The organism is Pseudomonas sp. S5F11, assembly GCF_019641515.1.
GTDB classification, from domain to species: domain Bacteria; phylum Pseudomonadota; class Gammaproteobacteria; order Pseudomonadales; family Pseudomonadaceae; genus Aquipseudomonas; species Aquipseudomonas rhodesiae.
In genome coordinates, this window is sequence record NZ_JAIFJZ010000001.1 from 3,743,726 (window position 1) to 3,768,631 (window position 24,906).

Genomic DNA, 24,906 nt, shown 5'->3' on the forward strand with positions numbered 1-24,906 from the left:
TTGCCTTACTCAATATTCTGTACTTGTTCGCGCATCTGCTCGATCAACACTTTGAGGTTGACCGCCGCCTTGGTGCTGCGCGGATCGAAGGCCTTGGAGCCCAGTGTATTGGCTTCGCGGTTGAGTTCTTGCATCAGGAAATCAAGGCGCCGACCGGCGGCGCCGCCGGACTTGAGCACGCGGCGCACTTCGAGGATGTGGGTGCTGAGGCGATCGAGTTCTTCGGCGACGTCACTTTTCTGCGCCAGCAGCACCATTTCCTGCTCCAGCCGCGTCGGGTCGAGGTCGGCCTTCATATCGGCGAAACGGTCGAGCACCTTCTGGCGTTGGGTGGCCAGCATCTGCGGCACCAGCTCGCGCAGGATCGACACATCCTCTTCGATCGAGGTCAGGCGCTCGTTGATCAGACGGGCCAGCTCGGCACCTTCTCGCTCACGACCGGCCTTGAGTTCCTTCAGGCCTTGGTTGAACAACGCGAGGGCTTCGGCATTCAGGGCCTGCGGGTCGATAGCGTCGGCTACCAGTACGCCCGGCCAGGCCAGCACTTCGAGAGGGTTGAGCGGCGCGGGGCGCTGGATCAGGTCGGCAATGGTTTCGGCGGCGGCGACCAGTTGCGCCGCGCGTTCGCGGTCGACCTGCAAGGGTTTGCCGGTGGTTTCTTCGGTAAAGCGCAGGGTGCATTCCAGCTTGCCGCGGGAAATGCCCTGACGCAGCGCTTCGCGCACGGCGCCTTCCAGGTCGCGGAACGACTCCGGCAGACGCAAGTGCGGCTCCAGGTAGCGGCTGTTGACCGAGCGCAATTCCCAGCTCAGGGTGCCCTGGACGCCGGCTTTTTCGACGCGGGCGAAGGCGGTCATGCTGTGCACCATGCGGGTACCTCGCGTTGCAGTCCCGCGATCACGGGCTGATGGGTAAATGAAGCAGGCAGGCTGCGAAGGCGCAGGATTGTAGCGCAGTGGGGCGAGTGCGCCCAAACAAAGGCCGACAGGCCGAGCATTCGTAACTGAATTTTTAGAAGTGCCCCGAAGCGGTTCGCGGCTCTATAATGCCCGGCAGTTTTCGTCCTCAGTACAGGTATCCCCTATGAAACGTCCAAGTGGTCGCGTTGCCGATCAGCTCCGCTCGATCCGCATCACCCGCAACTACACCAAACACGCCGAGGGATCCGTACTGGTCGAGTTTGGCGATACCAAGGTCATTTGCACCGTCAGCGTCGAAAATGGCGTGCCGCGTTTCCTCAAGGGGCAGGGTCAGGGTTGGTTGACCGCTGAATACGGCATGCTGCCTCGCGCCACCGGCGAGCGTAACCAGCGTGAGGCCAGCCGCGGCAAGCAAGGCGGTCGTACCTTGGAAATCCAGCGCCTGATCGGCCGCTCCCTGCGCGCCGCCCTGGACATGTCCAAGCTGGGCGACGTGACCCTGTATGTTGACTGCGATGTGATCCAGGCCGATGGCGGCACCCGTACCGCGTCCATCACCGGCGCCATGGTGGCCCTGGTCGACGCCTTGAAAGTGATCAAGAAGCGTGGCGGCCTCAAGGCCGGCGACCCGCTCAAGCAGATGATCGCCGCCGTGTCGGTCGGCATGTACCAGGGCGAGCCTGTGCTGGACCTGGACTACCTGGAAGACTCCGCCGCCGAGACCGACCTGAACGTCGTGATGACCAGCACCGGTGGTTTCATCGAAGTGCAGGGCACCGCCGAAGGCGCGCCATTCCAGCCGGCCGATCTGAACGCCATGCTGGCCTTGGCCCAGAAAGGCATGAGCGAAATTTTCGAACTGCAGAACGCCGCCCTGGCCGACTGAAAACCGCCTCAAGGAGAAGCGCCATGAATGACAGCCAAATGCCGGTACCTACGCCTTCCTACGAGGTTCGGCAGAGCGCAATGCTGTGCCATCTCGCGGCGTTTCTCGGGTTTGTGTTCCCTTTCGGCAGTGTCGTTGGGCCGCTGATTCTGTGGCAGATGAAAAAGGAAGTGGACCCGTTCATCGACGATCAGGGCAAGGAAGCCTTGAACTTCCAGATCACCGTGGCTATCGCCTGGTTGGTTTGTATCGTGCTGGCATTCGCCGTGATTGGTTTTTTCCTGATGACGGCCCTGGCGATTGCCACTGTGGTGCTGACCATCATTGGCGGCATCAAGGCCAACAAGGGGATCGCTTATCGCTATCCGCTGACCTGGCGTTTGGTTAAATAATGACCGCCCACAAAAAAACCGACAGCGATGTCGGTTTTTTTGTGCCTGGGAAAAGACCTCAGATGGTCAGCGTCCAGTCGTAGTCCACGATCAGCGGCGCGTGTTGCGAGAAGCGCGGCTGGCGCGGCAGGCGTGCGCTGCGAACGAATCGGCGCAGGCCTGGGGTCAGCAACTGGTAATCGAAACGCCAGCCCAGGTTGAGCATCTCGGCCTGTTCGTTGTCCGGCCACCAGCTGTACTGATCGCCTTCACGGCTGACTTCGCGCAGGGCATCGACGTAACCCATGTTGCCGACAATCTCGTCCATCCAGGCCCGTTCCGGCGCCAGGAAGCCTGGGGATTGCTGGCTGTCGCGCCAGTTCTTGATATCCAGCTTCTGTTGCGCCACGTACAGCGAGCCACAATAAATGTACTCGCGACGTTTGCGCCGCTGTTTATCCAGATAACGGGCGAAATCGTCCATTAGCTTGAACTTCTGGTTCAAGTCTTCATCGCCGTTCTGCCCTGATGGAAGCAGCAAGGTCGCGATGCTGACCTTGTCGAAATCGGCTTGCAGGTAGCGCCCGTAGCGGTCGGCTGTCTCGAAGCCGAGGCCGCTGATGACCGCCTTGGGTTGCAACCGCGAGTACAAAGCCACGCCACCTTGGGTGGGCACTTCGGCATCGCAGGCATAAAGGAAGTAGCCATCCAGTTGGAAGGCTGGGTCGTCCAGTTCAAAGGCGGAGGCGCGGGTGTCCTGCAGGCAGATGACGTCGGCATTCTGGGCTTGCAGCCAACTGAGCAAACCACGCTCGACTGCAGCCTGAATACCATTAACGTTCACACTGATGATCCGCATAAATGGCCCCAAAAATCGCGTGCGTGTATGATACACGCCGTCTACCTAATTAGCTAAATCCGTGGTATCTGAGGCTTTTTTCATGCAGGCGTATCAACGCGATTTCATTCGTTTTGCCATCGATCGCGGGGTTTTGCGCTTCGGTGAGTTCACCCTCAAGTCCGGGCGCACCAGCCCGTATTTCTTCAATGCCGGCCTGTTCAACTCTGGTTCGGCCCTGGCGCAGTTGGGCCGTTTCTACGCGGCAGCCATCGTCGAAAGCGGTATGTCCTTCGACGTGCTGTTTGGCCCCGCCTACAAAGGCATCCCTTTGGCCGCCGCTACGGCCGTGGCCCTGGCCGAGCATCATGGGCGCGATTTGCCTTGGTGCTTCAATCGTAAAGAAGCCAAGGCCCATGGCGAGGGCGGTAGTCTAGTCGGCGCGCCGCTTACTGGCGATGTGTTGATCATCGATGATGTGATTACTGCCGGCACCGCAATCCGTGAAGTGATGCAGATCATCGCTTCCCAGGAAGGCGCCAAAGCGGCCGGCGTGCTGATTGCGCTGAACCGCCAGGAGCGCGGCAACGGTGAGTTGTCGGCGATCCAGGAAGTTGAGCGCGATTTCGGCATTCCGGTGGTGAGTATTGTGTCGTTGAACCAGGTGTTGCAGTTCCTGGAAGATGACCCGCAGCTCAAGCAGCACTTGCCTGCTGTACGTGCGTACCGCGAGCAGTTTGGGGTCTGACACAGGCCCCTGCCACCTTGACTGGCAGTGCCTACAGGTCCCGCATAAAAAAGGCCCCCGTTCAATCGATTGAACGGGGGCCTTTTTGTATTCTCAGCGCTTAGGGGCGCTTGCGGTTGCTGATCAGCGTGCCCATGCCGGTGTCGGTGAAGATCTCCAGCAATACCGCGTTCGGTACGCGGCCATCGATGATCAGCGAGCTGCCCACGCCGCCCTGCACCGCTTCGAGGGCACAACGAATCTTCGGCAGCATGCCGCCGTAGATGGTGCCGTCGGCGATCAGATCGTCGACTTGTTGGGTGGTCAGGCCGGTCAACACTTTGCCCTGCTTGTCCATCAGGCCGGCGATATTGGTCAGCAGCATCAGCTTTTCAGCCTTCAATGCCTCGGCCACCTTGCCGGCCACCAGGTCGGCGTTGATGTTGTAGGACTCACCGTTGGCGCCCACGCCGATGGGCGCGATCACCGGGATGAAGTCGCCTTTTACCAGCAGGTTCAGTAGGTCGGTGTTGATACCGATCACTTCGCCCACTTGGCCGATATCGATGATTTCCGGCTGGGTCATTTCCGGCGTCTGACGGGTGACCGTCAGTTTTTTCGCGCGGATCAGCTCCGCGTCCTTGCCGGTCAGGCCGATGGCGCTGCCGCCGTGACGGTTGATCAGGTTGACGATGTCTTTGTTTACCTGGCCCCCGAGGACCATCTCCACCACGTCCATGGTCTGCGCGTCAGTGACGCGCATGCCATCGATAAAATGACTCTCGATCGACAAACGCTTGAGCAGGTCGCCGATTTGCGGGCCGCCACCATGCACCACCACCGGGTTGATGCCCACGGCCTTCATCAGCACGATGTCGCGGGCAAAGCCGGTTTTCAGCTCGTCGCTTTCCATGGCATTGCCGCCGTACTTGATCACCAGCGTCTTGCCGACGTAGCGTCGAATATAAGGCAACGCTTCGGACAGGACCTTGGCGGTGTTGGCAGCGGCTTCGCGTTCGAGGGTCATTCAGGGCTCCGGTAAAAGATCAGAACGGTAATTGGAGATCAGGGGCAACACGTTTCAACTGGGCGTGGAACACGTCCTTGATGCGCTGCAACTCAGCCTCGGTATCCGCCTCGAAACGCAGCACCAACACCGGAGTGGTGTTGGATGCGCGAACCAGGCCCCAGCCTTTGGCGTAATCGACTCGCACACCATCAATGGACGTCAGGTTGGCGCCTTCACCCCATTGCGCATCGTGCAGTGCGTCAATGATGCTGAATTTGCTCTCCTCGGTCACATGGATATTGATCTCTGGCGTAGAAATATCGTTCGGGAAGGTCTGAAACAGCTCTTCGGCGGTGGATTCTTCCTTGCTGAGGATCTCCAGCAGGCGCGCGGCGCTGTAAATGCCGTCGTCAAAGCCGAACCAGCGCTCCTTGAAGAACACGTGGCCGCTCATTTCGCCGGCCAGCAGGGCGCCGGTTTCCTTCATTTTCTTTTTGATCAACGAGTGACCGGTCTTCCACATTAGCGGGCGACCGCCGTATTCCTTGATCAGCGGCGTGAGGCGACGGGTGCACTTCACATCAAAGATGATCTCGGCGTTGGGGTTGCGCTTGACCACATCGCGAGCGAAGAGCATCAACAGGCGGTCGGCGAACACGTTCACGCCAGTGTTGGTGACCACCCCTACACGGTCGCCGTCGCCGTCGAAGGCCAGGCCGACGTCAGCTCCGGTTTCCTTGACCTTGGCGATCAGGTCCACCAGGTTTTCAGGCTTGCCCGGGTCCGGGTGATGGTTGGGGAAGTTGCCGTCCACGTCGCAGAACAGCGGGACGACTTCGCAATTCAGGGCTTCGAGCAGCTGTGGAGCGATTACACCGGCGGCGCCATTGCCGCAGTCCACCACCACTTTGAGGCGGCGGGCGAGTTTGACGTCGCGGGTGATTTCATCGGAGTAGCGCTGCAGGATGTCGACCTGGGTGATGCTGCCCTGGCCGCTGGTCAAGTCGTTGGTTTTGAGGCGGGTGTGCAGGGCCTGGATCTGTTCATTGGCCAGGGTGTCGCCGGCAATGACGATCTTGAAGCCGTTGTAGTCCGACGGGTTGTGGCTGCCGGTTAGCATCACGCCGGATTTGCCGGCCAGTACGTTGGCGGCGTAGTACAACGCCGGCGTTGGCACCAGGCCCACATCGCTGACATGGCAGCCGCTGTCGGCCAGGCCCTGGATCAGTTGCTCCACCAGTTCCGGGCCGGACAAGCGGCCATCGCGGCCGACGCATACATTCGGTTCGCCCTGCGCCAGGCTCTGCGCGCCGATGGCGCGGCCGATCCAGTAGGCGGTTTCGGCGGTAAGGGTCTTGGGGACCACACCACGAATGTCATAGGCGCGGAAAATGCTGTCGGGGAACGTCGGGGCTACTCGGGCTGCGGTACTCATCGCGGGGGGAAACTCCATCTGAAGGGGGCAAGGCTGGCCTAAATGGGGGTGGCCGGCAGGCTCAAGCTGAAGGGTATGACGGCGTTTTCGGCAGAGAGTTCGTGGTGCACAAATGCCATCGCGGCTCGCGTTCGGTCATTTTATTTGCGTAAGCCATTGATTTTAATGGATAAATATTTCCGATTAAATTCACGCATTCTTCATCCTGAAGAGCCTCGCTAGAAGCATTGAGCCGGACGTCAGTGTCCGGCCCGATTCAGCTTAGTCAGTGGCTGCCGGAATGCCCAAAACCGCCCGCGCCGCGTTGGGTTTCGTCGAATTCCTGTACCAGTTCGAAGTGCGCCTGCACCACGGGCACCAGCACCAGTTGGGCGATGCGCTCGCCAACGGCGATGTTGAAGGCGGTTTGCCCACGGTTCCAGCACGACACCATCAGCTCGCCTTGATAGTCCGAGTCGATCAGACCCACCAGATTGCCCAGCACGATGCCGTGCTTATGGCCCAGGCCGGAGCGCGGCAGGATCAGCGCGGCCAGGCCCGGGTCGCCTACGTAGATGGACAGGCCCGTGGGGATCAGCAGGGTCTGGCCTGGCTCGAGCACGGTGTCTTGCTTGAGCATGGCGCGCAGGTCCAGGCCGGCGGAACCCGGTGTGGCGTAGGCCGGCAGTGGGAAATCGGTGCCGAGGCGGGGGTCGAGAATCTTGGCTTGCAAAGCGTGCATGTAAATTAAACCTGGTTCAGCCGTTGGGCGATAAAAGAGATCAGTTGGCGGGCAATCTTGCCCTTGCTGGTCTGGGCGAAAAGGGTGGCGTGCAGCTGGCGGTCGATCACGCTGCAAGCGTTTTCCTCGCTGTTGAAGCCGATGCTCGGGTTGGCGACATCATTGGCAACGATCAAGTCGAGGTTTTTGTCTTTCAATTTGCGTGCGGCGTAGTCCAGCAGGTGCTCGGTTTCGGCAGCAAAGCCGACGCTGAACGGGCGGTCGGGACGCGTGGCGATGGTTGCCAGGATGTCCGGGTTGCGCACCATTTGCAGGAGCAGGCCGTCGCCGCTTGTAGGGTCTTTCTTGAGCTTTTGCGGGGCGACGACTTCCGGCCGGTAATCCGCCACCGCTGCCGAAGCGATAAACAGGTCGCACGGAATGGCTGCTTCACAAGCTGCAAGCATGTCGCGAGCGCTGACTACGTCGATTCGCGTGACGCGGTCCGGGGTCGGCAAATGCACCGGGCCGGTGATGAGCGTGACGCGTGCGCCTGCCTCAACCGCAGCTTCGGCCAGGGCGAAGCCCATTTTCCCTGAGCTATGGTTGGTGATGTAGCGGACCGGGTCGATGTTTTCCTGGGTCGGTCCGGCGGTGATCAGTACGTGCTTGCCCGTCAGGGCCAGGTGCTGGAAACACTCGGCGGCGCATTGCGCCAGGTCAGTGGCTTCGAGCATGCGGCCCAGGCCCACGTCGCCACAGGCTTGGCTGCCGGACGCGGGGCCGAACACTTTGAGGCCACGGTCTTGCAGGAGTCGGGTGTTGGCCTGGGTCGCCGGGTCGCGCCACATCGCCTGGTTCATGGCCGGGGCGATGGCAACGGTAGCGTCGGTGGCCAGTACCAAAGTGGTCAGCAGATCGTCGGCGATGCCTTGGGCCAAGCGGGCGATCAGGTCGGCGGTGGCCGGAGCGATCAGCACCAGGTCGGCCCATTTGGCCAGCTCGATATGGCCCATGGCGGCTTCGGCGGCAGGGTCGAGCAGATCCAGGTGAACCGGGTGGCCGGACAGGGCCTGCATGGTCAGAGGGGTAATGAACTCACTGCCGCCGCGGGTCATGACCACGCGCACCTCGGCGCCCTGGTCGAGGAGCCTGCGAACCAACTCGGCGCTCTTGTAAGCGGCAATGCCGCCGCCGACGCCGAGAACGATGCGTTTCCGATACAGACGCTGCATTGGTTTGCCTTTCCAGTTCAGTGAAGCCAGTTTCAGTGACGCCTGCGATGCCCCTCCCCAGGTGAAATCGCAGGCAAAAAAGAGGGCCTACGATAACACAGCGACCGCCACGCAACAGCGGCGCACATGCACAGGGAGGTGGGATGAGTATTCGCGATTGGCCGGCGGCAGAGCGGCCACGGGAGAAACTTTTGGAGTGGGGTGCGGCAAGTCTGTCCGACGCCGAGCTGCTGGCGATCTTCCTGCGTACAGGAGTGGCAGGCCGCAGCGCGGTGGACCTGGCGCGCCATCTGCTGACACAGTTCGGCGGCTTACGACCTTTGCTCGAGGCCAGCCAGACGTTATTCAACCAACAGTTGGGACTGGGGCCGGCGAAATTTGCGCAATTGCAGGCCGTACTGGAAATGTCCCGGCGGCATATGGCCGAACGCTTGCGCAAAGACTCCGTACTGGATAGCCCGGTGGTGGTGCGCGACTACCTCAAAGCGATGTTGCGGCATGAGCCTCACGAAATATTCGGCTGCTTGTTTCTCGACTCGCGGCACCGGGTGTTGGGTTTCGAGGCGTTGTCCCAAGGGACGATCGATGCCGCGATAGTTTATCCGCGACAAGTGGTCAAGCGCGCCCTGGCCTACAACGCGGCGGCGTTGATCCTATGTCATAACCACCCTTCCGGCAGCCTTGAGCCCAGTGCAGCTGATCGAAAATTGACCAAGCTGCTGCAAAAGGCGTTGGAGGTCGTGGATGTGCGGGTGCTGGACCACATCATCGTCGGCGACGGCGACCCGCTGTCGATGGCCGAGCATGGCTGGATGTGACCCCGCCCGGTGGGGACCGGGGCTCAGGGCTTGACGCTGACCTTGGAGAAATCCTGGCGTCCGAATGGACTGACCTGATACCCCTCGACACCCTTGCGCGTCAGGGCGAAGGCGGTCGGGTGTGCCAGCGGTAGCCACAGCGCCTGTTGCTGGATCTGCGCCTGGGCCTGTTGATACAGCTTGCTGCGCACGCCTTGTTCACTGGTGGTCTTGCCGGCGCTGATCAGCTTGTCGAGCGTCGGGTCGCAGTAGCGCGCAAAGTTGGTGCCGGACTTCACCGCCGCGCAGGAAAACTGCGGCGTCAGGAAGTTGTCCGGGTCGCCGTTGTCGCCGGCCCAGCCCATAAACAGCAGGTCGTGCTCGCCGGCCTTGGCGCGGCGGATCAGCTCGCCCCACTCGATCACACGGATCTCGGCCTGGATGCCGACCTTGGCCAGGTCCGCCTGAAGCAATTGTGCGCCGAGGTTAGGGTTGGGATTCAGCAGGCTGCCGGTGGGGCGCGTCCAAATCGTGGTCTTGAAGCCGTCCTTGAGCCCCGCGCGGTCCAGCAGCGCTTTGGCTTTGGCGAGGTCCTGTGGATAACCCGGCAACTCCTTGGCAAAGCTCCAGGTGTTCGGCGGGTAAGGCCCGCTGGCGGCTTCGGCGGTGCTTTCGAATACGGCCTTGAGGTAGCTGGCCTTGTCGAATGCCAAGTTGATAGCCTGGCGCACTTCGGGCTTGTCCAGGGGTGGGTGCTGGCTGTTGATGGCCACGAAAGCGGTCATGAACGCAGCGGTTTTCTCCACTTTGAGAGCGGCATCCTTTTGGGCCTCGCCCACATCCAGAGGCTTGGGCGACAGGGCGATCTGGCATTCGTCGCGATGCAGCTTCTGTAGGCGCACATTGGCATCGGGGGTGATTGCGAAGATCAAGTTATCCACAGCCGGTTTGCCAGCGAAGTAATCTGGGTTGGCCTTGTAGCGAACCACGGCATCTTTTTGAAAGCGCACAAAAACGAAGGGGCCGGTGCCGATAGGGTGGCTGTTGAGTTTCTCCGGCGTGCCGGCCTTGAGCAGTTTGTCGGCGTACTCCGCTGGGTAGATAGACGCGAAGCCCATGCTCAGGGCCGAGAGAAATGTGGAGTCGGCGTGGTCCAGGGTGAAGCGCACCGTCAGTGGGTCGAGGGCGTCGATCTTCTTGATCAGCGTGGGCAATTGCAGGGATTGGGCATGGGGGAAGCCACTTTGAGCGATCTTATGCCAAGGGTTGGCCGGGTCGAGCATGCGTTCGAAGCTGAAGCGCACGTCTTCGGCCGTCAGCGTTCGGCTTGGGGTGAAATACTCGGTGCGGTGGAATTTTACGTTGGGGTGCAGTTTGAAGGTGTAGGTCAGGCCATCGGGCGAGACTTCCCAACTGTCGGCCAGGCTGGGCACGAGCTTGCCGCTGGTGGCGTCGTAGTCCACCAGACGGTTCATCAGCACATCGGCCGAGGCGTTGGTGGTGCTCAGCGAGTTGTACTGCACCACATCGAACCCCTCGGGGCTGGCCTCGGTGCAGACGCTCAAATTGCTGGCGGCAGAGGCCAGCGGCGTAATAAAGAGAGGGGCAAGCAAGAGCGGCAGGGCTGCGAGGCGCATATTAGGTTTCCTTTGCAGATCGTAGGCCCATCTGCGAGTGCAGTCTGGAAAAGTCCTACCGTAGAGGTCTGATCGATAAATGACTAGCCCATTTTTGCCTGTGCTTTTGCCGAAAATACTGTTTTGATGGCGCCTCGGTGAGTTTCTGCGTGCGCCTGATCGCGTGGGTGGGGGCTCGAACTGATTCTGTGCGACGAGCGGTCAGCTGTAAGGGCGGCCCCTCCTGGCAGCGGTTCGGGCGTTAGCGGCTTGGAATTAAGTCGGTAAAAACACACGGGCTGTTGTTGCACCTGGGTCTTTCTGGTATAAAGCAGCGCTCTTTTCTAGGGGCCCGGTTCCTTCGCTTGTAGGTGTAGCCGGTAAGACCCTAAAGAAACGCGGCGCCTGGCGCCAAATGACTGAGAGATTAAGCGGCCAACCCATGCCGGGTTGGGCATGTGGTTTTAGAGGGCTGAGGCATGTCGAGAGTCTGTCAAGTTACCGGTAAGGGTCCGGTGACTGGGAATAACATTTCCCACGCAAATAACAAAACCCGTCGTCGTTTCCTGCCGAACCTGCAGCATCACCGCTTCTGGGTTGAAGAAGAGAAACGTTTCGTGCGTCTGCGCGTATCCGCCAAAGGCATGCGTATCATCGACAAGCGTGGCATCACTGCCGTGCTGGCCGACATCCGCCGCGCTGCCAAGGTTTAAGGAGCTATATCATGCGTGAATTGATTCGAATGATCTCTAGCGCCGGTACTGGTCACTTCTACACTACCGACAAGAACAAGCGTACTACCCCGGACAAGCTCGAAAAGAAAATGTTCGACCCGCGCGTTCGCAAGCACGTGATCTACAAAGAAGGCAAAATCAAGTAATTGATTTCCTTCCTTGTGAAAAAAAGCCCGTATCTCACGATGCGGGCTTTTTTTTGCGTGCGATTTGCTGATCAGGCTTTCTGTTCGAACACCACGTAGATTTTGCGACAAGGTTCGAGCACTTCCCAGGTCCCGGTGAAACCGGCGGGGATCACGAAGCGGTCGCCAGCGCGCAGGGTCTTGGCGTTGCCCTGATCATCGCGCAGCACGGACACGCCTTGCACGATCTCGCAGTATTCATGTTCGGTGTAGTTAACTTTCCATTGCCCCACTTCGCCCTCCCAGACCCCCGCATTCATCTGACCACAGGGGCTGTTGTAGTGGTTGTAGAGGGTTTGCTCGGGGTCGCCCTTGAGGATTTTTTCCGCGCCAGGGCGGTAGCGTTCGGGGGCGGTGTTGGCTTGGCTAAAGTCGACGATGTCCTGGATGCTCATGTGCATGTCCCGTCTGGCCTGCGGTTGGTGAGGCCAAAGTCTATGTTTATTAAAATGAACATCGCAAGGGCGTTTGCCGCCGTTATGTCAAATATATTGAAACATCCCTGGCCGCTGGTTTAGGGTGGCAGCTGCCTTGGGCCGAACAGCTGGCTGGCGGGCAAGAATTCTTTGAGGCTGCCGGGCGACATCGCCTGGCCCTCGTATTCAATAAGAGGAGGACACTCGCATGACCACCCTGACCCGTGCCGACTGGGAACAACGCGCCAAGGATCTGAAGATCGAAGGCCGCGCCTACATCAATGGCGAATACACCGCCGCCGTTTCCGGCGACACCTTCGAGTGCATCAGCCCGGTCGATGGCCGCCTGCTGGCCACCGTTGCCAGCTGTGACGCCGACGATGCCCAGCGCGCCGTGGAAAACGCCCGTGCCACCTTCAATTCCGGCGTGTGGTCACGCCTGGCGCCGGCCAAACGCAAAGCCACCATGATCCGTTTCGCCGCGCTGCTCAAAGCCAACGCCGAAGAGCTGGCGCTGCTCGAAACCCTGGACATGGGCAAGCCTATCAGCGACTCCCTGTATATCGACGTGCCCGGTGCCGCCAATGCCTTGAGCTGGAGCGGTGAAGCCATCGATAAGATCTACGATGAAGTCGCGGCCACCCCCCATGATCAACTGGGCCTGGTGACCCGTGAGCCGGTCGGCGTGGTTGGCGCCATCGTGCCGTGGAACTTCCCGTTGATGATGGCCTGCTGGAAACTCGGCCCGGCACTATCCACCGGTAACTCGGTGATCCTCAAGCCGTCCGAAAAATCTCCGCTGACCGCCATCCGTATCGCGGCCCTGGCCGTTGAAGCCGGGATTCCGAAAGGCGTATTCAACGTTCTACCAGGCTACGGCCACACCGTGGGTAACGCCTTGGCGCTGCACATGGACGTCGACACGCTGGTGTTCACTGGCTCGACCAAGATCGCCAAGCAGCTGTTGATTCGTTCTGGTGAGTCGAACATGAAGCGTGTTTGGTTGGAAGCAGGCGGCAAGAGCCCCAACATCGTGTTCGCCGACGCCCCCGATCTGCAGGCCGCTGCCGAGTCGGCCGCCAGTGCCATTGCCTTCAACCAGGGTGAAGTGTGCACCGCCGGTTCGCGCCTGCTGGTGGAGCGCTCGATCAAGGACACATTCCTGCCCCTGGTGATCGAGGCCCTCAAAGGCTGGAAACCTGGCAACCCGCTGGACCCGGCGACCAATGTCGGCGCCCTGGTGGACACCCAGCAGATGAACACCGTGCTGTCCTACATCGAAGCCGGTCACGCCGACGGCGCCAAGCTGGTGGCGGGCGGCAAGCGCACGCTGGAAGAGACCGGCGGCACCTACGTCGAACCGACGATTTTCGATGGTGTGACCAATGCCATGAGAATCGCCCAGGAAGAAATCTTCGGCCCGGTGCTGTCGGTGATCACCTTCGACAGCGCCGAAGAAGCGATCAAGATTGCCAACGACACCCAATACGGCCTGGCCGCGGCGGTGTGGACTGCGGATATCTCCAAGGCGCACCTGACCGCCAAGGCGCTGCGCGCGGGTAGTGTGTGGGTCAACCAGTACGATGGCGGCGACATGACCGCGCCGTTCGGTGGCTTCAAGCAGTCGGGCAACGGTCGTGACAAGTCGCTGCACGCGTTCGACAAATACACCGAGCTGAAGGCCACCTGGATCAAGCTGTAAGCAACACTGCCGGGCCCGTGTAGGAGCGAGCTTGTGCGGGAGCCGGCTTGCCTGCGATAGCATCACCGAAGTGTGGTTGACACACCGAGGCGTTTGCATCGCGGGCAAGCCCGGCTCCCGAGCAAGCTCGCTCCTACAGTTCGTTTTGAACCTAGAAAATAATTATCCACAGGAGCGTGGCAATGCGTTGGGCGACTTACTTTGCCGTCCTGGCTTCGGTACTCAGCGTGGGCTTGGCCCTGGGCGTCAGTATGCCGCTGGTCTCCCTGCGCCTGGAGAGCTGGGGCTACGGCAGTTTCGCCATTGGCGTAATGGCCGCGATGCCGGCCTTCGGCGTGCTGCTCGGCGCTAAGCTTTCCAGCCGCTTGGCCGCTTGGCTCGGTACGGCAAACCTGATGCGTTTGTGTCTGTGGGCGGGTGCGGTGTCCATCGGTTTACTGGCGATCCTGCCCAGTTATCCCGTGTGGCTGGTGCTGCGTTTGATGATTGGGGTGATCCTGACCATTGTTTTTATCCTTGGCGAGAGCTGGATCAATCAATTAGTGGTGGAGCAATGGCGTGGCCGGCTGGTGGCGCTGTATGGCTGCAGCTATGCGCTGAGCCAACTGTCGGGCCCGTTGTTGTTGGGTGTGATCGGCACCGGGCATGACTACGGTTTCTGGGTCGGCGTAGGGCTGCTGATGGTTGCGCCGTTGCTGTTGCTGGGGCGTTCCGGCGCGCCGACGGCCGATTCGTTTAGCGTCACTTTCGCCGAGCTTTGGCGTTTTTGCCGGAGCCTTCCGGCCATTGCCTGGGCGGTGGCGCTGTTCGCCGCGTTCGAAGCGATGATCCTGACACTGCTGCCGGTGTACTGCCTGCAACAGGGATTCAGCGCCGAGATTGCCCTGGCGATGGTCAGCACGGTGGTCGTCGGCGATGCGTTGCTGCAATTGCCCATCGGCGCGCTGGCCGATTATTTGCCACGTCGCACCCTGTTTCTCGGCTGTGCGCTGCTGTTGCTGGCATCGAGCCTGGCAATTCCTGCGCTGCTGCACACGCTGCTGATCTGGCCGGTGTGGGTGCTGTTCGGCGCCAGTGCGGGCGGGTTGTTCACGCTGTCGTTGATTCTGATCGGCGAGCGCTACCGCGACGACGCGCTGGTGCGGGCCAACGCCCATATCGCGCAGCTATGGGGCATCGGGTGTCTGTTGGGGCCATTGATCGCTGGCGCCGGCAGCCAATGGGTCAGCGGGCACGCACTGCCGTTGCTGATGGCTGCCGGGGCATTGGGGCTGGTGCTGTTGTTAATGCGCAAAGGTGCTTTCGGCGCTACACAGCCTTGTTCTTAAAGCATGCGCTCCAGGCCGACCGAGGTAGCGAACCACGCATTGAACCGCCGCCACCAACTGCCTGGCTCGCGCGTCAGGGTGTGCAGTTGGCCGTCATCTTCGGTTACCCACACCACTTGGCCGTCTTGTAGTTTCGCCTCATAGCTGAGGGCGGGCGCCATGCCTTGCAGCGCCAGGTTGCGTACGTGCTCGGCCAGTTCGGGGCTGTCCACCAGCACCCCGACCTCGGTGTTCCACAGCACCGAGCGGGGATCGAAGTTGAACGAGCCGATAAATGATTTCTCGCCATCAAAGATCATTGCCTTGCTGTGCAGGCTGGAGTCCGAACCGCGGAACGAGCCGCGCCGGAACAGATGCGGCCCACTGCCGGCGCTCGGGTCGCCGGGTTGGCGGCGCAGTTCGTACAGCTTCACGCCGTGCTCCAGCAACGCTTTGCGGTACGGCGCGTAACCGCCGTGCACAGCCGGTACGTCCGTGGCTTCCAGGGAGTTGGTCAGCAGGCTGACTGATACGCCGGCATCGGCGAGCCCGGTGAGGTACACCAGCCCAGGTTGGCCTGGCACGAAGTACGCCGAAATCATCATCAGTTCACGGTTGACCCTTTCCAGCTCAGGTGCCAGTTGAGTGGTCAGCAGTAGCTGCGGGTCCGGGTCGGCCTTGGCTAGCACCTTGCTCGGTGCATCCCACAGCGCCTGGTTCCAGGCCCAGATCAGTTCGCGGCGCCAGATGTCCATGCGTGGTTGGGTCTGGTAGGCGCGCAAGCGGTTGTACAGGGCATGGTGTTGTTGGCGCGACTCCGCCAATGACGCCGCCAGGCCCGCGCGGGCGGCGGCCAGATCGTCTTTGGAGGGCAGGGTAGAGACGAAGTTGTCGATCGGTTTGCTCAGGGCGCTGTTCCAGTATTGATCGAAACTGTGACCCAATTGCTCGGCCACCGGCCCGACGCTGAGCATGTCGATATCGGTGAAATTCAGATTGGGCTCGGCGTCGAAATACTCATCCCCAAGGTTGCGGCCGCCGACGATGGCTGCACTGTTGTCCGCCAACCACAGCTTGTTGTGCATGCGCCGGTGTTGCAGCGACAGGTTGAACAGGCGGCCCATGGCCCGAGTGGCGCCCGTGCTGCGCCCCAGATGCAGCGGGTTGAACAGGCGGATTTGGATGTTGGGGTGGGCGGCGAGGGTGGCGATCACCTGGTCGAGGCCGTCGCTGGTGGTGTCGTCCAGCAGGATGCGTACACGCACGCCACGGTCGGCGGCTTTGAGCAGTTCGTCCACCAGCATGCGCGTGCTGATGCCGTCATGCACGATGTAGTACTGCAGGTCGAGGCTGGTCTGGGCGTTGCGGATCAGTTCGGCGCGGGCCATAAAGGCTTCGCTGCTGTTGGGCAGCAGGCGAAAGCCCGAGCGCCCTTGATAGGGCGCCGCCTGGGCCTGGATAGAGCGGCCGAACGAGGATTGCCCGGCCGGCAGTGCGTCGCTGGGCACCCGAGGCGCAGTCACCGTGGCGCAGCCGCCCAGGGTGAGGGCTCCCAACAGTAGGAACGGTAAAAGCCGTTGGATCATCAAGGGAGTCGCTTCCGGATCAGGGCAGTAGTCGGCATATGACGGCTATTTGCCGTGAAAGGTCAGTCCGCTGATTCGGCCAGCATTTTGCTCGCGGCGATGCCGACCTTGCGCACTGCCTCTTCGATCTGCGGGGTTGGCTTGGCAGCGTAGTTCATGCGCAGGCAATTGCGGTACTTGCCGGATGCAGAAAAGATGCTTCCTACAGCCACCTGTACGCCTTGTTCTACCAGCACACGGTTGAGTTTGAGGGTGTCGAAGCCCTCCGGTAGTTCTACCCACAGCATGAAGCTGCCCTGAGGCCGGCTGGCGCGGGTGCCAGCGGGAAAATACCGGCTGACCCAATCGAGCATCAGGTCACGATTGCGCTGGTATTGGGTACGCATCCGTCGCAAATGTGGTTCGAAATGCCCGCCCTTGAGGAATTCGGCGATCGCGATCTGCGGCTGTGTGGCCGTAGAACCGGTGCTGATGTATTTCATGTGCAGCACTCGCTCCAAATAGCGCCCCGGTGCAACCCAGCCAATACGCAGGCCTGGGGCGAGGGTTTTGGAGAATGAACTGCACAACAGTACGCGGCCGTCTTCATCGAAGGATTTGATCGTGCGCGGGCGTGGGTAGCTGTAGGCCAATTCGCCGTATACATCGTCTTCGATAATTGCCACATCGAAGCGCTGGGCCAGGTTCAGCAGCGCACGCTTGCGTGCCTCGGGCATGATATAGCCCAGCGGGTTGTTACAGTTGGGGGTCAACTGGATGACCTTGATCGGCCACTGCTCTAAGGCCAGCTCCAGCGCTTCGAGGCTGATGCCGGTGAGCGGGTCGGTAGGGATTTCCAGGGCCTTCATGCCCAGGCCTTTGAGGGTCTGCATGGCGCCATGGAAGCTCGGCGAGTCTACCGCGACGATATCGCCGGGCTCACAGATGGCGTGGATGCTGGCGGAGAGTGCCTCGTGGCAGCCGGTGGTGATCACGATGTCTTCGGCGCCCAGTTGGCAGCCGGAATCCAATGACAGTCGAGCAATCTGCTCGCGCAACTCCATACAGCCGAGAATGTTGTCGTAATACAGGCCGGGAAGATCCTGGCGTCGACTGACGCGGGCCAGGCTGCGCAGCAGGGGTTTGAGGGTGGGTGACAACACATCGGGCATGCCGCGGCCCATCTGTATGACGTCTTTACGCGGTACGGCGCGAATAAGTTCCAGCACCTGATCCCATTGGGAAATCTCCACTGGGCGCTGGGCCGGACGGCCTATTTCCGGCAGGGCGGGCAGCTCACGGCCCACGGGTACGAAGTACCCGGACTTGGGTTTGGGGGTTGCCAGGCCGTTGTCTTCCAGCAAGCGATAGGCCTGTTGCACGGTGCTCAGGCTGACCCCGTGCTCCACACTCAACGCACGGACGGAGGGCAACCGGTCGCCGGGGCGATAGAAGCCTTGTTCGATGCGAGTGCCCAGCAGTTCGGCGAGGTTGACGTAGAGGGTCATGGCGGTCGCTCCCGGGACCAGTACAGATCTTGGGAAAATACAGGATTCAGCCACCCAGTGGCAGTATCTGTATGGATTTAATAGATAAAAGTTGAATCTGTAATGGTTTTGCTCGCTCGCTCATTCTAGTCGCTCATGGCAACCGGCAAATGAGGGGCAACAAAATGAACGGCATAAGCGATGTGCGCCTGAGGTTACACAGTCAGGAACTGGAGGCTGACCACGCACGGGCCGCAACGCCGGGCGATATCAGTCGTTGGGGGCTGTTCTGGCGCCGTCGCCACACGCGCAAGGCTTTGCTGAGCATGACCGGCGAGCAACTGCGCGACATCGGCTTGAGTGCCCAACAGGCGCGGGAGGAAGGTCTGAAACCGTTCTGGCGCGATTGATCAGAGCAGCTCTTTGAGACGGTGCCAAAGCATGCCTAGCGCCAGCAGCGGCGAGCGCAAATGCTTGCCACCGGGGAAGGTCATATGCGGCACTTGGGCGAACAGATCGAAACGCCCCTGCTGTTGGCCGCTGATCGCTTCGGCCAGCAGCCGGCCCGCCAGATGCGTGGCGTTGAGGCCATGGCCGGCGTAAGCCTGGGCGTAATACACATTGGGCTGATCGGCCAGGCGACCGATCTGCGGCAGGCGATTGGCGCCGATGCCGATCATGCCGCCCCATTGGTAATCGATCTTCACGTCGGCCAACTGCGGGAACACTTGCAGCATTTTCGGACGCATATAAGCGCCGATGTCCTTGGGATCGCGTCCGGAATAATGACAAGCACCACCGAACAGCAGGCGACGATCGGCGGACAGCCGGAAGTAATCCACGGTGACTCGCTGATCACACACCGCCATGTTCTGCGGTAGTAGTTGCGTGGCCAGGGCTTCACTCAAGGGTTCGGTGGCGATGATATAGCTGCCGGCGGGTAATACCTTGCCGCTCAGGTGAGGGTTGAGACCGTTGAGATAAGCGTTGCAGGCCAGCACCAGCGTCTTTGCGCGCACCATACCCTGGGCGCTGTGGACTCGGACCTCGGAGCCGTAGTCGATGCGGGTCACTTCTGACTGTTCGAACAGCCTCACGCCCAGCCGCTCGGCGGCGGCAGCTTCGCCAAGGGCCAGGTTCAGCGGGTGCAGGTGGCCGGAACCCATGTCGATCATGCCTCCGACGTAGCGCTCGGAGCCGATCACGCTGCTCATTTCGTTGGCTTGCAGCAAGCGCACTTCATGACGATAACCAAGGCTGCGCAGTTCTTCGGCATCTTCGGCCAGGCCCTGCAGATCGCGAGGTTTGTTGGCGAGGTCGCAATAGCCCCAGGTCAGGTCGCAAGGGATCTGGAAGCGCTCGACGCGCTCGCGCACGATCTCCACAGCTTCCAGACCCATCTGCTTCATCTGGCGCACGCCGTCGGTGCCGATGACGTTGGCGAACTGGTCGAGGCCATGGCCGACGCCGCGAATCAGCTGGCCGCCATTACGTCCGCTGGCGCCCCAGGCGACTTTGCGCGCCTCCAGCAGCACTACGCTGAAACCCCGGTCGGCCAGTTCCAGTGCGGTGTTGAGCCCGGAAAAACCGCCGCCGACCACGCACACGTCGGCCGTGACTTCCCCTGTCAACGCTGGGTAATCAGGCAGAGGCAGGCTGCTGGCGGCGTAGTAGGAATCGGCGTGCCGGGCGCTGGCGATCATGGGCGCATCCCTGTTTGGAAAATTTGACGCAGGATACAGCGGTCGGACGATGCTGTCTGCGCAGGGGAATTTGCGGCAGAATCCACCCCTGTTCGCCGTTGAGTACCTGTTCGATGAGTTGCAACCGTCAGAAGATCAGCGCATTGCGCCGTCAGATTCCTTCGTTCGAGTGTGTTCCGGGCTGCCACGACTGCTGTGGGCCGGTGACCACATCCCCCGAGGAAATGTCGCGCCTGCCGCGCAAGACCGCTGCCGAGCAGGAAACCGCCATGGACGAGCTGAACTGCGTCCACCTGGGCCCCACTGGCTGCACGGTGTATGACGAGCGACCGCTGATCTGTCGGTTGTTCGGCACCACCCAAACCTTGCCATGCCCCAACGGGCGCCGGCCGGTGGAGCTGATTCATCCACGGGTGGAAAAACAGATCCACGCATATATGGCCAGCACCCGGCAGGTATTGGTTTAGTCCGGGATCGGCAGGTTCAGGCTCTCCTTTACCTCTTCCATCACGATATAGCTCTTGGACTCACGCACGTGGGGCAGCTTGAGCAGGATGTCGCCCAGCAGTTTGCGGTACGAGGCCATCTCGGAAATCCGCGCTTTCACCAGGTAGTCGAAGTCACCGGACACCAAGTGGCACTCCAGCACATGGGGCAGTTTCAGCACGGCGCGGCGGAACTCTTCGAAGGTGTCTCCCGACTTGTAATCCAGGCTGATCTCGACAAATACCAGCAAACTCCCCTTCAAATGCTGCGGGTTCAGCCGTGCGTTGTAGCCCATGATGATCCCCTCGCGCTCCAGGCGCCGCACGCGCTCGGTGCAGGGCGTGGTCGAGAGGCCGACCTTTTCCCCCAGCTCAGTGAACGATATGCGCCCGTCGGTTTGTAGGATGCGCAGGATATTGCGATCGATCTTGTCCAGCTCCCGTTTGGTCTGGGTATTGGTACGCATAGGGGATACGCCTCTGTAAAAACGGTTTTTGCCGAGAATTGTCGCCAAATATAGGCATTTATATAGTGAAATGCACTGGTGATTGCTTTTTATACTGCGCCCATCATTGCTCGAATAACACACGTCGGCGGCCACGCCGCGATGAGGATATAAAAATGCGCGTTCTGGTCTTGGGTAGCGGCGTCATTGGTGTCACCAGTGCGTACTATTTGGCGCGTGCCGGTTTCGAAGTGGTGGTCGTCGACCGTCAACCCGCCGCAGCCATGGAAACCAGTTTCGCCAACGCCGGTCAGGTGTCCCCCGGTTACGCCTCGCCCTGGGCCGCACCGGGTGTGCCGCTCAAGGCCATGAAATGGCTGCTGCAACGCCACGCGCCGCTGGCCATCAAGGCCACCGCCGATATCGATCAATACCTGTGGATGGCGCAGATGCTGCGCAACTGCACCGCCAGCCGGTATGCAGTTAACAAAGAGCGCATGGTGCGTTTGTCCGAATACAGCCGCGACTGCCTTGATGAGCTGCGCGCCGAGACCGGTATTGCCTACGAAGGCCGCAGCCTCGGTACTACCCAACTGTTCCGTACCCAGGCGCAGTTGGATGGCGCGGCCAAGGACATCGCGGTGCTCAAAGAGTCCGGCGTGCCTTTCGAACTGCTTGACCGTGCCGGCATTGCTCGCGTCGAGCCTGCCCTGGCCAGCGTCACCGATATTCTGGCCGGTGCCCTGCGCTTGCCCAACGATCAGACCGGCGACTGCCAGATGTTCACCACGCGCCTGGCCGAGATGTGCACGCAATTGGGCGTTGAGTTCCGCTTCGAACAAGACATCCAGCGCCTCGATCACGCGGGCGACCGCATCAACGGCGTATGGATCGATGGCAAGCTGGAAACGGCCGATCGCTACGTGCTCGCCTTGGGCAGTTATTCGCCGAAGTTGCTCAAGCCGCTGGGTATCAAGGCCCCGGTGTACCCGCTCAAGGGGTACTCGCTGACTGTGCCGATCACCAACCCGGCGATGGCGCCCACGTCGACCATTCTCGACGAGACCTACAAGGTCGCGATCACCCGTTTCGACAACCGCATTCGCGTCGGTGGCATGGCTGAAATAGCCGGTTTTGACCTGTCGCTGAACCCGCGTCGACGTGAAACCCTGGAGATGATCGTCAACGACCTTTATCCTCAAGGCGGCGATTTGGCCCAGGCTTCGTTCTGGACCGGCCTGCGTCCGACCACACCTGACGGCACGCCGATTGTCGGTGCCACACCGTTCAAGAACCTGTTCCTGAATACCGGCCACGGCACTCTCGGTTGGACCATGGCCTGCGGATCGGGCCGTTTGCTGGCCGACCTGATGGCCAAGAAAACCCCGCAAATCAGCGCCGCAGGCCTCGATATTTCCCGTTATGGCAACCACCAGGAGTCCGCAAAACATGTCAATCCAGCGCCAGCTCACCAATGAGCGCATGAGCCAGATCGTTGTCCACAGCGGTACCGTGTACCTGGCTGGGCAAGTCGGCGACGACATGGGCGCCGGGATTGAACAGCAGACCCGTGAAACCTTGGCCAATATCGAGCGTTTGCTGGACCTGGCCGGTACCGACAAGACCCGATTGCTGTCGGTGACGATTTATTTGAAAGACATCGACGCCGATTTCGCCGGTATGAACGCGGTGTGGGACGCCTGGTTGCCCAAAGGGGTTGCCCCGGCCCGCGCCACGGTTGAGGCCAAGCTGTGCGAGCCGCAAATCCTGGTAGAACTGTCCGTCGTGGCTGCTCTGCCGTAATACAGATCCTCTCCCGGCGCTGAGGTTTGTTGATCAGCGCCGGTTTTTCTTCACTCTGCCGCCTAGAAGCCTGCCGTCATGCGTCCAGCCCGTGCCCTGATCGACCTCCAAGCCCTGCGCCACAACTACCAATTGGCCCGTGAAGTCACGGGAGCCAAGGCACTTGCCGTGATCAAGGCCGATGCCTATGGCCACGGTGCCGTACGTGTGGCCCAGGCGCTGGAAGCCGAGGCCGACGGCTTTGCCGTGGCCTGTATCGAAGAAGCACTGGAGCTGCGCGCCGCTGGCATTCGTGCGCCGGTGCTGTTGCTGGAAGGCTTTTTTGAAGCCGACGAGCTGCCACTGATCATCGAGCATGATTTCTGGTGCGTGGTGCACTCGCTGTGGCAACTGGAGGCGATCGAACAGGCGCGCTTGAGCAAGCCGCTGACCGTCTGGCTCAAGCTGGATTCGGGTATGCACCGCGTGGGCTTGCACCCTAAGGATTATCACGAGGCTTACCAGCGCCTACTGGCCACCGGCAGCGTTGCCAAGATTGTGCTGATGAGCCACTTCGCCCGCGCCGATGAGCTCGATTGCGTGAGCAGTGATGAGCAGGTGGCGGTGTTTGATGCGGCGCGCCAGGGCCTGAGCGCAGAGGTCAGCTTGCGCAATTCGCCATCGGTAATGGGCTGGCCGAATGTGTCCAGCGACTGGGTCCGGCCCGGCATCATGCTTTACGGTGCTACGCCTTTCGGCGAAGCGCAGTCTGTGGCCGCACGTTTGCAGCCGGTGATGACTCTGGAATCGAAAGTGATCTGCGTGCGTGAACTGCCGGCGGGTGAGCCCGTAGGCTACGGTGCCAGGTTCATCACGCCCAAGCCGATGCGAATCGGGGTAGTGGCCATGGGTTACGCCGACGGTTACCCGCGCCATGCTCCCACGGGTACGCCGGTGCTGGTGGCCGGGCAGCGCAGTCAGTTGCTGGGGCGTGTGTCCATGGACATGCTGTGCGTCGACCTGACGGACGTGCCTCAGGCCGGTCTGGGCTCTACGGTGGAGCTGTGGGGCAAGAACATTCTGGCCAGTGACGTGGCCGTCGCCGCCGAGACCATCCCCTACCAGATCTTCTGCAACCTGCGGCGGGTGCCAAGGCTCTACTCCGAGGCCTGACAGGTCGTCACGAATGGAGCTGGTCGGGATTTAGGCCAAAGTGTTGTAAATACTGAACGCTGTCGCCATGATAACGCTCAATTACAACAAAGCCTGAATCCTAGGAGGCACCTGCATTGGACGTCGGCGAACGACTGCAATCCATCCGTAAACTCAAAGGTCTTTCCCAGCGTGAGCTCGCCAAGCGCGCGGGTGTCACCAACAGCACCATTTCGATGATCGAAAAAAACAGTGTTAGCCCTTCGATCAGCTCCTTGCGCAAGGTGCTGGGTGGCATTCCCATGTCCATGGTCGAGTTCTTCTCTGAAGAGATCCTTCAGGAAATACCGACGCAGATCGTCTATAAAGCCAATGAGCTGATCGACATCTCCGACGGCGCCGTCACGATGAAACTGGTGGGCCGCGCGCATCCAAGCCGGGCCATCGCGTTTCTCAACGAGATCTACCCGCCGGGCGCCGACACAGGTGAAGAAATGCTCACCCACGAGGGCGAGGAAACCGGGATTCTGCTGGAAGGCCGGTTGGAGTTGGTGGTCGGTCTTGAAACTTTTGTGCTCGAAGCGGGCGATAGCTACTACTTTGAAAGCACCAAGCCCCACCGTTTTCGCAATCCGTTCGACGTGCCGGCGCGACTAATCAGCGCAGCCACACCCGCGAACTTTTAACAGAAGAGGCGTCCTGCCAGCATTGCAGAGCCGCCCGTAGCTGCATTCCGCCAGACTGAATCTCCCTTTGGTTAATAGGGTTGTTTCAGCCAGGCGGGCTAACCGTTATACTTTCGCCGCCTGCGAAACCGTGGCCGCAGGCGTGAATAGCCACCATTGAGGGTGAACGCGTGAACCTAATTATGAAAATGCTGGCTGCACCAGCAACCGTACTGGCTCTATGGGCTGTCAGCGCTCAAGCTGCCACCAATGATGAGATCGCCAAGCGCCTGGAGCCTGTGGGCCAGGTGTGTGTTCAAGGTCAGGAATGCAAAGGCATGGAAGTGGCCGTGGCTGCCGGCGGTGGTGGAGCGAAAACGGCAGATCAGATCATCGCCAAGCACTGCAACGCATGTCACGGCTCGGGTTTGCTTGGCGCGCCGAAAATTGGCGACACCGCGGCCTGGAAAGAGCGCGCTGACCACCAGGGCGGCCTCGATGGCATCCTGGCCAAGGCTATCACTGGCATCAACGCCATGCCGCCTAAAGGTACTTGCGCCGATTGCTCCGATGATGACCTCAAGGGCGCGATCAAGAAGATGTCCGGTCTTTAATCAGCCGATCTTCGTCAAAAATGCCGCTTACGAGCGGCTTTTTTGTGCCTGGGATTCATCTTGAAGGCTAGTTATTGCAGCAAAGAGCCTGCAAGCTCGGTCCAACCCAAATCATGGAATGTCAGGAGG

The 24,906-nt window shown here is 60.7% G+C and carries 26 protein-coding genes and 1 pseudogene; 15 read left to right on the forward strand and 12 right to left on the reverse strand.

Features of this window, described 5'->3' with window-relative positions; genetic code table 11:
- Window positions 1-5 precede the first annotated feature (5 nt).
- Entirely contained in the window at window positions 6-869 is an 864-nt protein-coding gene (locus K1567_RS16780; RefSeq protein WP_220698664.1) for a YicC/YloC family endoribonuclease, read from the reverse strand.
- Window positions 870-1,083: 214 nt separating this feature from the next.
- Between K1567_RS16780 and rph the strand changes: the two genes are divergently transcribed.
- Window positions 1,084-1,806 (forward strand): ribonuclease PH, encoded by a 723-nt coding sequence (gene rph / locus K1567_RS16785; RefSeq protein ID WP_034101482.1) that lies wholly within the window; start codon window positions 1,084-1,086, stop codon window positions 1,804-1,806.
- A gap of 23 nt (window positions 1,807-1,829) precedes the next feature.
- Entirely contained in the window at window positions 1,830-2,198 is a 369-nt protein-coding gene (locus K1567_RS16790; protein ID WP_034101481.1) for a DUF4870 domain-containing protein, read from the forward strand.
- A 58-nt stretch (window positions 2,199-2,256) separates the two neighbouring features.
- Here K1567_RS16790 and K1567_RS16795 read toward each other — a convergent pair whose 3' ends face one another.
- Window positions 2,257-3,036, reverse strand: a complete 780-nt coding sequence (locus K1567_RS16795) for an exodeoxyribonuclease III (protein WP_003195493.1) — start codon at window positions 3,034-3,036, stop codon at window positions 2,257-2,259.
- A gap of 82 nt (window positions 3,037-3,118) precedes the next feature.
- Between K1567_RS16795 and pyrE the strand changes: the two genes are divergently transcribed.
- Entirely contained in the window at window positions 3,119-3,763 is a 645-nt protein-coding gene (gene pyrE / locus K1567_RS16800) for an orotate phosphoribosyltransferase (RefSeq protein WP_034101480.1), read from the forward strand.
- Between the two features lie 100 nt (window positions 3,764-3,863).
- On the opposite strand, the gene argB is transcribed toward pyrE, so the two are convergent.
- The 4 genes and pseudogenes from argB to coaBC all read right to left on the reverse strand — a co-directional run bounded on the left by argB (window position 3,864) and on the right by coaBC (window position 8,121).
- Window positions 3,864-4,769 carry an acetylglutamate kinase gene (argB, locus tag K1567_RS16805; RefSeq protein ID WP_010207505.1) on the reverse strand — a complete coding sequence of 302 codons (906 nt, stop codon included), beginning with the start codon at window positions 4,767-4,769 and terminating at the stop codon, window positions 3,864-3,866.
- A gap of 19 nt (window positions 4,770-4,788) precedes the next feature.
- Window positions 4,789-6,210 (reverse strand): annotated as a pseudogene (locus K1567_RS16810) (phosphomannomutase/phosphoglucomutase); the annotation flags it as partial.
- Between the two features lie 241 nt (window positions 6,211-6,451).
- Window positions 6,452-6,907 carry a dUTP diphosphatase gene (gene dut / locus K1567_RS16815; protein WP_034101478.1) on the reverse strand — a complete coding sequence of 152 codons (456 nt, stop codon included), beginning with the start codon at window positions 6,905-6,907 and terminating at the stop codon, window positions 6,452-6,454.
- Between the two features lie 5 nt (window positions 6,908-6,912).
- The gene (gene coaBC / locus K1567_RS16820; RefSeq protein ID WP_034101477.1) at window positions 6,913-8,121 is read right to left on the reverse strand and encodes a bifunctional phosphopantothenoylcysteine decarboxylase/phosphopantothenate--cysteine ligase CoaBC; all 1,209 of its coding nucleotides are present in this window, start codon (window positions 8,119-8,121) and stop codon (window positions 6,913-6,915) included.
- A 143-nt stretch (window positions 8,122-8,264) separates the two neighbouring features.
- On the opposite strand from coaBC, the gene radC reads away from it, so the two are divergent.
- The gene (radC, locus tag K1567_RS16825) at window positions 8,265-8,939 is read left to right on the forward strand and encodes a DNA repair protein RadC (protein ID WP_034101476.1); all 675 of its coding nucleotides are present in this window, start codon (window positions 8,265-8,267) and stop codon (window positions 8,937-8,939) included.
- Between the two features lie 23 nt (window positions 8,940-8,962).
- Here the strand turns inward: radC and K1567_RS16830 are convergent, their stop codons facing one another.
- On the reverse strand, window positions 8,963-10,555 hold the full coding sequence (locus tag K1567_RS16830; RefSeq protein ID WP_220698665.1) for an ABC transporter substrate-binding protein: 1,593 nt from the start codon (window positions 10,553-10,555) through the stop codon (window positions 8,963-8,965).
- A gap of 458 nt (window positions 10,556-11,013) precedes the next feature.
- Between K1567_RS16830 and rpmB the strand changes: the two genes are divergently transcribed.
- Entirely contained in the window at window positions 11,014-11,247 is a 234-nt protein-coding gene (gene rpmB / locus K1567_RS16835) for a 50S ribosomal protein L28 (RefSeq protein WP_034101474.1), read from the forward strand.
- A gap of 11 nt (window positions 11,248-11,258) precedes the next feature.
- On the forward strand, window positions 11,259-11,414 hold the full coding sequence (gene rpmG / locus K1567_RS16840; RefSeq protein WP_003176906.1) for a 50S ribosomal protein L33: 156 nt from the start codon (window positions 11,259-11,261) through the stop codon (window positions 11,412-11,414).
- 71 nt (window positions 11,415-11,485) lie between these two features.
- Here the strand turns inward: rpmG and K1567_RS16845 are convergent, their stop codons facing one another.
- Window positions 11,486-11,848: a cupin domain-containing protein gene (locus K1567_RS16845; RefSeq protein ID WP_034101473.1), complete on the reverse strand. Its 363-nt coding sequence runs from the start codon at window positions 11,846-11,848 to the stop codon at window positions 11,486-11,488.
- Window positions 11,849-12,077: 229 nt separating this feature from the next.
- Between K1567_RS16845 and K1567_RS16850 the strand changes: the two genes are divergently transcribed.
- Together K1567_RS16850 and K1567_RS16855 are read left to right on the forward strand one after the other, a co-directional pair.
- A complete protein-coding gene (locus K1567_RS16850) occupies window positions 12,078-13,571 on the forward strand; it encodes an aldehyde dehydrogenase (protein WP_034101472.1) in 1,494 nt (497 codons plus the stop codon).
- A 182-nt stretch (window positions 13,572-13,753) separates the two neighbouring features.
- Entirely contained in the window at window positions 13,754-14,899 is a 1,146-nt protein-coding gene (locus tag K1567_RS16855) for an MFS transporter (protein ID WP_034101471.1), read from the forward strand.
- On the opposite strand, the gene K1567_RS16860 is transcribed toward K1567_RS16855, so the two are convergent.
- Both K1567_RS16860 and K1567_RS16865 read right to left on the reverse strand, forming a co-directional pair.
- The gene (locus K1567_RS16860) at window positions 14,896-16,464 is read right to left on the reverse strand and encodes a phospholipase D family protein (RefSeq protein WP_220698666.1); all 1,569 of its coding nucleotides are present in this window, start codon (window positions 16,462-16,464) and stop codon (window positions 14,896-14,898) included. The genes K1567_RS16855 and K1567_RS16860 overlap by 4 nt on opposite strands.
- A 62-nt stretch (window positions 16,465-16,526) precedes the next feature.
- On the reverse strand, window positions 16,527-17,951 hold the full coding sequence (locus K1567_RS16865; RefSeq protein ID WP_034101469.1) for a PLP-dependent aminotransferase family protein: 1,425 nt from the start codon (window positions 17,949-17,951) through the stop codon (window positions 16,527-16,529).
- A 164-nt stretch (window positions 17,952-18,115) separates the two neighbouring features.
- On the opposite strand from K1567_RS16865, the gene K1567_RS16870 reads away from it, so the two are divergent.
- Complete coding sequence (locus K1567_RS16870; protein ID WP_034101468.1) at window positions 18,116-18,340, forward strand: DUF1127 domain-containing protein; 225 nt, start codon at window positions 18,116-18,118, stop codon at window positions 18,338-18,340.
- Here the strand turns inward: K1567_RS16870 and K1567_RS16875 are convergent, their stop codons facing one another.
- Window positions 18,341-19,633, reverse strand: a complete 1,293-nt coding sequence (locus tag K1567_RS16875; RefSeq protein WP_169867630.1) for an FAD-binding oxidoreductase — start codon at window positions 19,631-19,633, stop codon at window positions 18,341-18,343. It lies immediately after the preceding gene.
- A 113-nt stretch (window positions 19,634-19,746) separates the two neighbouring features.
- Between K1567_RS16875 and K1567_RS16880 the strand changes: the two genes are divergently transcribed.
- On the forward strand, window positions 19,747-20,100 hold the full coding sequence (locus K1567_RS16880; protein ID WP_169867629.1) for a YkgJ family cysteine cluster protein: 354 nt from the start codon (window positions 19,747-19,749) through the stop codon (window positions 20,098-20,100).
- Here K1567_RS16880 and K1567_RS16885 read toward each other — a convergent pair.
- The gene (locus K1567_RS16885) at window positions 20,097-20,585 is read right to left on the reverse strand and encodes an Lrp/AsnC ligand binding domain-containing protein (RefSeq protein ID WP_003176896.1); all 489 of its coding nucleotides are present in this window, start codon (window positions 20,583-20,585) and stop codon (window positions 20,097-20,099) included. The genes K1567_RS16880 and K1567_RS16885 overlap by 4 nt on opposite strands.
- A 155-nt stretch (window positions 20,586-20,740) precedes the next feature.
- On the opposite strand from K1567_RS16885, the gene dadA reads away from it, so the two are divergent.
- From dadA to K1567_RS16910, 5 genes are all read left to right on the forward strand, one after another.
- Window positions 20,741-22,042, forward strand: coding sequence for a D-amino acid dehydrogenase (dadA, locus tag K1567_RS16890; RefSeq protein WP_034101464.1), 1,302 nt, complete (start codon window positions 20,741-20,743; stop codon window positions 22,040-22,042).
- Window positions 22,014-22,367 carry a RidA family protein gene (locus tag K1567_RS16895; protein WP_034101463.1) on the forward strand — a complete coding sequence of 118 codons (354 nt, stop codon included), beginning with the start codon at window positions 22,014-22,016 and terminating at the stop codon, window positions 22,365-22,367. Before dadA ends, K1567_RS16895 begins: the two co-directional genes overlap by 29 nt.
- A gap of 78 nt (window positions 22,368-22,445) precedes the next feature.
- Complete coding sequence (alr, locus tag K1567_RS16900; protein WP_169867628.1) at window positions 22,446-23,519, forward strand: alanine racemase; 1,074 nt, start codon at window positions 22,446-22,448, stop codon at window positions 23,517-23,519.
- Window positions 23,520-23,635: 116 nt separating this feature from the next.
- Complete coding sequence (locus K1567_RS16905) at window positions 23,636-24,184, forward strand: cupin domain-containing protein (protein ID WP_005792468.1); 549 nt, start codon at window positions 23,636-23,638, stop codon at window positions 24,182-24,184.
- 182 nt (window positions 24,185-24,366) lie between these two features.
- Window positions 24,367-24,777, forward strand: coding sequence for a cytochrome c5 family protein (locus K1567_RS16910; protein WP_034115450.1), 411 nt, complete (start codon window positions 24,367-24,369; stop codon window positions 24,775-24,777).
- Window positions 24,778-24,906: the final 129 nt, after the last annotated feature.